This window comes from Corallococcus sp. CA049B (assembly GCF_003611685.1).
GTDB lineage: Bacteria > Myxococcota > Myxococcia > Myxococcales > Myxococcaceae > Corallococcus > Corallococcus coralloides.
The window spans coordinates 1-8,711 of record NZ_RAWC01000300.1 but is presented as its reverse complement, the minus strand read 5'-3'; the positions used below and the strand labels follow the sequence as shown (position 1 = coordinate 8,711).

Genomic DNA, 8,711 nt, shown 5'->3' with positions numbered 1-8,711 from the left:
CGTTGGAACCGGACGCCCACAGCGCGCCGTCCCCCTGGCTCCACGCATCGATGCGGTACATCGCGTCCCCCCGGGTGCGGTGTCTTGCCGTCCACCCCGCCGCCGTCGCCACGCCGCGCCTCGATAATTAGACGCCGACCGCCAGAATCCTTGGGTCGCCCCTCATCATTTCAAGAAGGAGCCCCCCTGCCGGAGCGCCAGGGCCCGGATTCCGGCCTCCTCGCTCCACCCCGGTTCCCCCCGGCGGGCCACGGCCTCGAAAGCCTCCGCCGCCTGGAGCGTGAGCCCCATGGCGCGGAGCACCAGCGCCCGGTTCCACAGGGCCTGGGGATGGTCCGGTGCCTGACGCAGCACGCCTTCGAGCAGGTCCAGGGCGCGCCGCCAGTCCCCCGCCGCCATCGCCACCACGGCCCGGTCGCTGTCCCGGTCCAGCGAGGGGGCGCTGCGCGACAGGAAGTCCGACGCCTGACGCAATTCGCCGCGCACCAGGTAGGCCGCCGCGATGCCGTGCAGGTCCCCCCGCTCCTCCAGCGCCGCCAGGGTCCGCAGGGGCACCGGCGGTTCGGTCGCGAGCGCCGCCGTGCCCCCTGCCCCCGTCCGGACGGGGACATAGGGGAGGTAGCGGTCCGCGGCCGGGTACGCGATGCGCGCCTCCAGCTCCCGCGCGGACGCATCCGCCCGCCACGCGTCCCCCGGCCGGAAGCCGTCCCCGGTCATGAACGCGGCGAGCGCGCCCAGCCCCATGGCCAGCACCGCCCCCAGCGCATGCCGCCACCGGCCGCGCGGCAACGCGAAGCGGAACGGCAAGCGGACGGGGGCAGGCGGCGGTGGCGCGTCGTTGTGGGCCACCGCGCCACACAGGGCCTGGACGCTGAGCATCTCCAACTGCATGGCATCATGCAGACCGCTGGCGCACGCACGGCAGAGGGCCAGATGGAGCCGGAAGTGCTCCTCGTCTCCCGATTCCAGCTCCCCATCCAGGAACCGGTAGAGCTTCTTGCACCAGAGATCCATCAAGCGTCAGGGCCCGGAGTCACAGGGCCGCCTCCCGTCCCTTGCGAAACGCGAGCGGGAGCAATCCTTGGTGGATTCCGCTGACAGCGTTCGCCGCTGGCTCCCCCGCCTGCCCCCCAGGGAGGAGCAGGCGGCCGGGGCCCGCGGCTTCAGCGGCGCGTGCGGGGGCGCAGCAGCGTCGCACCGGAGCGGCTGGTGCGCGGGCACGGAAGGCGCGGCGCGCTGACGGCCTCCACCGCCTCCATCTTCGCGAACCAGGGGCAGCAGTTGGCGCACCCCGGGCAGCGGCGGCGGAAGCGGCGGGCGCCCTGGTGCCAGGCCCGGCCTTCGCGCTCCGGTGGTGGAGGCGCCTGCGCGGCGAGCGCGTCCCCGGGCCAGCTCTCCGGCACGCCGTCCCAGTCGGACCCGGGCACCGTCTCGCGGGCCTGGCGGGCGGACACCCAGCGCTCGCTCTCCGCCGGGTCCTCCAGCGCGAGCCTCGCGAGCATCTCCAGTTGCAGGAGGTCGTGGAAGCGGCGGGCGCAGACGTCGCAGGTGGCCAGGTGGCCCCGGACGCGGCGCTGGTCCTCGGCGGACAGGCTCCCGTCCAGGAAGGGCTGGAGATCCTCACACGCGGCGGTGCTCATCGTTCCCTCTCCTGGCGGCGGCGTTCCGCGGTGTCGTGGAGCATGGCCTTGAGGCGGCGGCGGGCGTGGAAGAGCCACGTGCCCACCGTTCCCGCGCTGGGGGTGTTCATCCGCCGGGCGATCTCCGCGTGGCGCAGGCCCCGCGCGTGCAGTTCGAACGCCTGGCGCAGCTTCTCGTTGAGCCGCGCCACGGCCTGGCGCAGCTCGTCCTCCGTGACGCACTCCCACTGCTCGGGCTCCGGCGCGTCCTCCGGATCCTCGAAGAGCATGTGGACGTTGTGCAGGTCCACCCGGCGGTCCGTCTCCGCGCCCTGGCGGCGGCACTGGTCCAGGAACCGGTTGTGCAGCACGCGCACCAGCCACGCGCGGCGTGCGGGCTCCGGCCAACGCTTGAGCCGCTCCCATTGCAGGAGCGCGCGCAAGAGCACGTCCTGCACCAGGTCGTCGCAATCACTGGCACTCTTGCCGCAGACATTGCGCGCGATGGCGACCAGCACCGGCTGGTGGCGGATCGCGAACGCGGCGAACTCCCCTCCAGAGCCCTCCCGGACTGGCGGCTCCTCCCTCCCTGGCACCATGCGACCGCCTCCCTTCCCTCCAGAGAACGCCGAGGGTCGGATTCTTTTCTTCTCACGGATGCGACAAACGCTGCCGCGCTTCTTTACGCATCACGGCGACCAGTACAGCTGAAACACTTCAAGCGGACGCCAATTCCTTGCATGGAATAGACAGACATCCACGGACTCCCCGGCCCAATGTCTCTCCATGGGTGTGACTTGCCTCCGGGGTGGCGCGCACCAGACCCGGCGTGAAAAATGGGGGGCGAAAATGGGCGTTCAGCATGCCCCGGGGGCCTTGCTGGCGGCTGGAGCGTTTTCGTGAACGCGCGGCTCGGCGCGGTGGCCCCTCCTGGTGCGTCAGGCGGGGGGATGTTGCCCGCGGGGTCGCGTTCCGGCCCGGGAGGAGGCCCCCTGGGGGCACGGGGAAGCGTCCTCGGACGTAACTCCCCCCTTGCGTGCCTGGGGAGTCCTTTGGTCCTCTTGGGTCACCGCCGTATGCCCATGGAAACCGCCGCCGACAGCCGAGAGTACCGCGTGGTCTTCTTCTGCCCCGCGTCGAACGCCCGGCTCGAGCGGCTGGAGGTGCCGGTGCGCCGGCTCCTGTCGCGCATCCAGGCGCCGCCGGCGGAGCTGGCCCCGCTGAGTGAGGCCGGGGCGCTCACGGAGGCCGGGTGGCAGGTCTACCTGGTGCGTTCGCTGACGGAGCGCAGCGCGGCGCAGGCGATGGCGGCCTACGTCAGCGAGGCCACCTGCGCGCTGGCGGCCGAGGTGGACGCGGAGGTGCTGGGGCTCTACGTGGACGTGTCCGGGGACTCCGCGCGCATCTGCCGCTGCGGCCCGGAGGACGGGCCGGAGACCTTCGCCGGGCGCCGGCAGGCCGCGCTCACCCGCACGTCCGAGTGGCTGGAGGTCGCCCCCGCGAGCCTGTCCGCCCTCTTCCAGTTGGATCCGCCGGACGCCGAGTACGAGCCGGACGCGGACGACCGCTTCGTCGAGGAGAAGCTGCGTGAAGCGCGAGCCCTGATGGAGCGCTACCGCACCGCGGCGAAATGAGGTCGAGCACCCCGGAGGACCTGTCGGGCCGCTGTGCGCGGTGCTACCTGCCCACGGCCCTGTGCCTGTGCGCGGACGTGCCCGTCATCCCCACGCGCACGGAGCTGCTGATCATCCGGCACAACAAGGAGTCTCAGAAGAGCACCAACACGGCGCGCATCGCGGCGCTGGCCCTGCCCCGCTGCCACATCGTGTCGTATGGCGCGCCTGGAGCGCCCTTCGACGCGTCGGTGCTGGACGCGCCGGACACGTGGCTGCTCTTCCCGGACGCACCGGAGGCGGAGGGGCCGCCGCCAAAGCGGCTCGTGGTCATCGACGGGAGCTGGGCGCAGGCGCGGCGCATGGTGCAGCGCGTCCCCGCCCTGCGCAGGCTGCCGGGGATGAGGCTGCCGCCGCCCGCGCCGGACACGCGCCGCCTGCGCAAGCCGCCGCACCCGGACGGGATGTCCACGCTGGAGGCCATGGCCGGCGCGCTCGCGCGGCTGGAGGGCGAGGAGCTCGCGAAGCCGCTGCTCACGCTGCACGAGCTGATGATTGAGCGCGTGCTCGCGAGCCGCGGCCGGCTGGGCTGGGAGAACTACCTCTAGCGACCTACTGGAGGACCTTCTGCATCTCCGCCGCGAAGGGCACGGGCTCCAGGAAGCCCGTCACGCGCGGCTTCGTCAGCACGGTGCCGTCCGGGTTCACGAAGGCCACCGTGGGCAGGCCCTCCACGCCCAGCTGCTCCATCAGCGCGTCCAGGCGGTCCTCGCTGTTCGTCGCGTCGATCTTGATGGTGAGGAAGCGGCTGTCCTCGGCCTGGGAGATGACCTCCGTGGACGGGTACGTCAGCCGGTCCAGCTCCTTGCAGGCCGCGCACCAGTCCGCGAAGAAGTCTATGAGGACCGGACGGCCCTCCTTCTTCGCCGCCGCGAGCACCTGCTCGAACTGGCTCGCGTCGAACGTCGCCTTCTTCGCAGGCATCACGTGGTGCCACTGCCAGGACGGCGCCACCGGGCGCTCCTGGAGGCCCATGCGCACCCACAGCTCACCCACGGGCCGCGCGTCCAGCGCGCCGCCGCGCACCACCAGCGCGCCCACCACCAGCGCCACGCCCAGCGCCTTGAAGCCGAAGTCGCGCGCGCCCTCCTTGAACGAACGGTGCACCGCGCCCACCCCCACGCCCACCACCACCAGCACCGCGGCCAGCACCGCGCCGGGCACCTGGCCCACCTCGGCGCCCAGCGCCTTCACGGTGTCGCGCGCCCAGGGGAAGGCGTCCTTCAGGTACGAGAACGCGAGCGCCACCAGCATGATGCCCAGCACGCTCTTCACCCACTCCATCCACACGCCACCGCGCGGCAGGCGCACGGTGAACACGCCGATGAGGAAGAACGGCACGCCGATGCCCAGCGCGTAGATGAACAGCAGCGTCGCGCCCAGCGTCGTGTTGGCGGACTTCGCCACGAAGGCCAGGAGGCCCGTGAGCACCGGCCCCGTGCACGGCGCCGCCAGGAAGCCGGACACGCTGCCCATCACGAACGCGCCCGCGATGCCCGTGCCGCCCACGTTGCTCAGCTTCGTCTGCATGGACGACGGCAGCGCCAGCTCGAACGCGCCGAACATCGACGAGGCCAGGAGCAGCAGGAACACCGCCAGCCCCATCACCACCACGGGGCTGCCCAGCATGGAGCCGAAGGCCTGGCCCGTCTTCGCCGCCAGGATGCCCAGCGCGCTGAACACCACGCCCATGCCCACGATGTACGCCGTCGTCAGCGCCAGCGAGCGGCCCCGCGCCTCCGCCTTCCGCGCGCCGAACACCGACACGGTGATGGGGATGAGCGGGTACACGCACGGTGTCATCGCCGTGAGCAGGCCCCCGGCGAACACCACCAGCGCGCCCCACGCGAGGTTCCCGGACTCCAGGAACCGGGCCGCGTCCAGCCCGGCGCTCGGCCCCGTGGGCAACAGCCACGGCACCACCGCCACCGCCACACCCGCCACCACCGCCGCCAGCGTCAGCTTCTTCGTGTCCATGCGTGCCTTACGCCTCCGCGCGTCCGGACCTTCGGAGGCCTCTTCTATATGCGGAGGCCGGGGACGCGGCTACCCCGCAGGCGGCTGCGCCGGGGAGGCAGGCAAATTCAGCCCCGCGGAGCGCGCCAGCCCCATCACGCCCTCCACGGCGGCGGCGATGTAGCCAAAGGGGTTCGCTCCATCCACCGCCGTCACGTGCACCTCGCCCATCTGCTGCTGGAAGGCCGCCGCCACCTGCGGCAGCTGCCGCGCCAACGTCAACTGGATGACCTCCGGGCTCACCGAGTTCTCGATGTCGCGCAGCGTCTTCGCGCGCTCCAGCTCCAGCCCCTGCTGCGCGCGGGCGCGGCGCAGCTCCAGCTCCGCGATGCCGGACTCCGCCTCCGCGATGGACTGCTTCGCCAGGAGCACATGGAGCCGGGCGGACAGCTGCTCGGCCTCCTGCCGGGCCTCGGCGAGCTGGACTTCATGACGCGCGGCCTCCGCCTCCTGCTGGCGGCGCATCCGCTCCAGCTCCACCTGCGCCTTGGCGGCCTCCGCCTCCTGCTCCCAGCGCAGCTGCTCCAGTTCGCCTTGCGCGCGGTTGTACGCGAGCTGCCGTTCGCTGGTGAGCCGCGCCTCCTCCAGCCGCGCGTCCGTGGCCAGCGCCTCCAGGCGGGCCTGCTCCTTCAGGGCCTGCGTGCGCGTGCGGACCTCCTCCTGCGCGGTCAGCTTCGCGAGCGCGACCTCCCGCTCCACGGACGTGCGCTCCTGCTGCTGCTGGCGCACCTGCTCCATCTTCGCCTGGGCGAGCCGCGCCTCCACCGCGAGCTGCTCCAGCCGCGCCTGCTCGTCCGTGGCCTGCGTGCGCTGGCGGACCTCCTCTCGCGCGGCGAGCTTCTGGAGGTTGAGCACGCGCTCCGCCTCCGTCTCCTCGCGCCGCACGAAGCGCTCCTTGGCCAGCTCCGCCTCGCGCGCCTGCCGCTCCTGTTCCCGGCGGAAGCGGGCCTGCATGTGCTCGAAGACGGAGGAGGACAGGACGCGCACGTCCTGGATTTCAATCGTGTCCAGCAGCACGCCCCAGCCCACGTCGGTGCGGTCCTCCAGCCGGCCCCGCCCGGAGAGCACGGGCGCGATTTCGCGCATCAGCTCCGCCGCGATGCCCTCCTTGCGCCGGGTGAGGCACTCCTCCACGGTGAGGTTCGCCACCAGCCGGCGCGCCGCGCCCACGAACATCTCCCCGAGCAGCTCCGCCAGCTTCTCCTGCGCGCGCTCCGGGTAGCTGAAGTTGAGCATCCGGAAGGCCACCAGCGGATCCGCGATGCGGTACACCGCCAGGCCCGTCACCGCCACGCCCACCTTCTCGCTCGTCACCTGATCCGCGGTGAACTGGAACCGCTGGATGCTGGTGGGCACGATGGCCACCGAGTCCCCCGGCAGCTTGAAGCAGCTGGCGCCCTGGCCGCTCACCTCGCGCACGCGCCCCCGGCGCATGTGGATGAGGAACTCGCTGGGCCGCGCGGTAATCAGGCCCCACTTCTTCACCTTGTCGGGGTCCTCCGCGGGCTTGCCCGCCCGCCAGCCGTCCGCGTAGCGCGAGCGCTCCAGCCCTCCCTCCAGGCGGATCAGCGACGGCCGCCCCATCCCCTCCTGATGCGTGTCCTGGGCGTTGCTCCGGGCCTGCGACTTCGCGTTGGCGCTCATGTCTGGCACCCTCCGCGCTGTCTCCAGTGCAGGCGCCCGGCCATGCCCGGCGGGGCCACGAAACGGGCACTTATGGGCGCGCGAAGCGCTGTTTCGGATCACCCCGCTCCAACCTGGAGCAGCCGGAGTGCTCCACTCTGGAGGAGCGTTGAACCAGGCCGGCGCACTCCGCACTCCACGACCTGATGCGTCGCGGACAGGGGCCTCGGACCCCATGTTCCCTTGACCCGAGGGGGGTCGATTTTATAATTGACCAGTCCGGTCCACATTCGTGTGGGCCCATGTAGACCCTGCCGCTGCGCGCGGACCCACCGCGTCGCCGGGGAGCGGAGGGGTGTTCCACCCTCCTGCGTCACTTCTTCCTGAGGACTTCATGCTGAGCCTGCCCATCTACATGGACAACCACGCGACCACCCCGCTCGACCCGCGGGTGCTGGAGGCGATGTTGCCCTACCTCCGCGAGGACTTCGGCAACGCGGCCAGCCGCAATCACGCGTTCGGCTGGAAGGCCGAGGCCGCGGTGGAGAAGGCGCGCCGGCAGGTGGCGGAGCTCATCGGCGCGTCGGAGAAGGAGATCGTCTTCACCTCCGGCGCCACCGAGTCCGACAACCTGGCCATCAAGGGCGTCATCGAGTTCTACAAGTCCAAGGGCGACCACATCATCACCCTGAAGACGGAGCACAAGGCCGTCCTGGACACCTGCAAGCGCCTGGAGCGCGTGCGCCAGGAGCGCCTGGACGAGCTCAAGCTCCTGCGCCTGGGCCAGCTGGCCGGGCGCGACGTGACGCCGGAAGAAGTCCCGGAGCTGGCGGCGAAGCTCAACCTGGACGCGGACGACACGTACAAGAAGTGGGCGGAGCTGCCCACGGGTGGCGCGCGCGTCACCTACCTGGACGTGGAGAAGGACGGCCGCGTGAGCCTGGAGAAGCTGGCCGCGGCGATGACGCCCAAGACGGTGCTCGTCTCCATCATGTTCGCCAACAACGAAATCGGCGTGGTCCAGCCGGTGGCGGAGATTGGCAGGCTGTGCCGTGAGAAGGGCGTCCTCTTCCACTGCGACGCGGTGCAGGGCGTGGGCAAGGTGCCTTTCGACGTGGAGAAGATGAACGTCGACCTGGCCTCCATCAGCGCGCACAAGATGTACGGCCCCAAGGGCGTGGGCGCCCTCTACGTGCGCCGCAAGCCGCGCGTGCGCATCGCGCCCATGGTGGACGGCGGCGGTCACGAGCGCGGCATGCGCAGCGGCACGCTGAACGTGGCGTCCATCGTCGGCTTCGGCGCGGCGGCGGAGGTGGCGCGGCAGGACCTGCCGGAGGAAGCGGCGCGCCTGTTCCGCCTGCGTGAGCGGCTGCGCACCGGCATCATGGAGCAGCTGGACATGGTGACGGTGAACGGCAGCCTGGAGCACCGCATGCCGGGCAGCCTCAACATCTCCTTCTCCTACGTGGAGGGCGAGGCCCTGATGATGTCCATCAAGGACGTCGCGGTGTCCTCCGGCTCCGCGTGCACCTCCGCGTCGCTGGAGCCGTCCTACGTGTTGCGCGCGCTGGGGGTCGAAGAGGACATGGCGCACAGCTCCATCCGCTTCGGCCTGGGCCGCTTCAACACGGAGGAGGAGGTCGACTTCGTCATCCGCCTCGTGGTGGACAAAGTCCGCAAGTTGCGAGACATGAGCCCCCTGTACGAGATGGCCAAGGAAGGCATCGACCTCAAGAGCATCGAGTGGACGGCCCACTAGGCGCTCCCCTCCCCTCAAGAC

General features: G+C 71.4%; 8 protein-coding genes. 3 read left to right on the top strand and 5 right to left on the bottom strand.

Annotated elements, in window-relative coordinates:
- Nucleotides 1-165: 165 nt before the first annotated feature.
- From D7W82_RS36535 to D7W82_RS36525, 3 genes are all read right to left on the bottom strand, one after another.
- A complete protein-coding gene (locus tag D7W82_RS36535; RefSeq protein ID WP_120622717.1) occupies nucleotides 166-1,014 on the bottom strand; it encodes a zf-HC2 domain-containing protein in 849 nt (282 codons plus the stop codon).
- Between the two features lie 149 nt (nucleotides 1,015-1,163).
- Nucleotides 1,164-1,640: an anti-sigma factor gene (locus D7W82_RS36530; RefSeq protein WP_120622716.1), complete on the bottom strand. Its 477-nt coding sequence runs from the start codon at nucleotides 1,638-1,640 to the stop codon at nucleotides 1,164-1,166.
- Nucleotides 1,637-2,218, bottom strand: coding sequence for an RNA polymerase sigma factor (locus D7W82_RS36525; protein WP_120564062.1), 582 nt, complete (start codon nucleotides 2,216-2,218; stop codon nucleotides 1,637-1,639). The genes D7W82_RS36530 and D7W82_RS36525 overlap by 4 nt, the downstream gene beginning before the upstream one ends.
- A gap of 483 nt (nucleotides 2,219-2,701) precedes the next feature.
- Here D7W82_RS36525 and D7W82_RS36520 point away from each other — a divergent pair, with 483 nt between their 5' ends.
- Both D7W82_RS36520 and D7W82_RS36515 read left to right on the top strand, forming a co-directional pair.
- Entirely contained in the window at nucleotides 2,702-3,253 is a 552-nt protein-coding gene (locus D7W82_RS36520) for a hypothetical protein (RefSeq protein WP_014395291.1), read from the top strand.
- Nucleotides 3,250-3,840, top strand: coding sequence for a tRNA-uridine aminocarboxypropyltransferase (locus D7W82_RS36515; protein WP_120622715.1), 591 nt, complete (start codon nucleotides 3,250-3,252; stop codon nucleotides 3,838-3,840). The genes D7W82_RS36520 and D7W82_RS36515 overlap by 4 nt, the downstream gene beginning before the upstream one ends.
- A gap of 4 nt (nucleotides 3,841-3,844) precedes the next feature.
- On the opposite strand, the gene D7W82_RS36510 is transcribed toward D7W82_RS36515, so the two are convergent.
- The gene (locus D7W82_RS36510; RefSeq protein WP_120622714.1) at nucleotides 3,845-5,269 is read right to left on the bottom strand and encodes a protein-disulfide reductase DsbD; all 1,425 of its coding nucleotides are present in this window, start codon (nucleotides 5,267-5,269) and stop codon (nucleotides 3,845-3,847) included.
- Nucleotides 5,270-5,338: 69 nt separating this feature from the next.
- Nucleotides 5,339-6,952 (bottom strand): SPFH domain-containing protein, encoded by a 1,614-nt coding sequence (locus tag D7W82_RS36505; RefSeq protein WP_120622713.1) that lies wholly within the window; start codon nucleotides 6,950-6,952, stop codon nucleotides 5,339-5,341.
- A 376-nt stretch (nucleotides 6,953-7,328) separates the two neighbouring features.
- Between D7W82_RS36505 and D7W82_RS36500 the strand changes: the two genes are divergently transcribed.
- Nucleotides 7,329-8,690 (top strand): IscS subfamily cysteine desulfurase, encoded by a 1,362-nt coding sequence (locus D7W82_RS36500; RefSeq protein WP_233588154.1) that lies wholly within the window; start codon nucleotides 7,329-7,331, stop codon nucleotides 8,688-8,690.
- The last annotated feature ends 21 nt before the right edge of the window (nucleotides 8,691-8,711 follow it).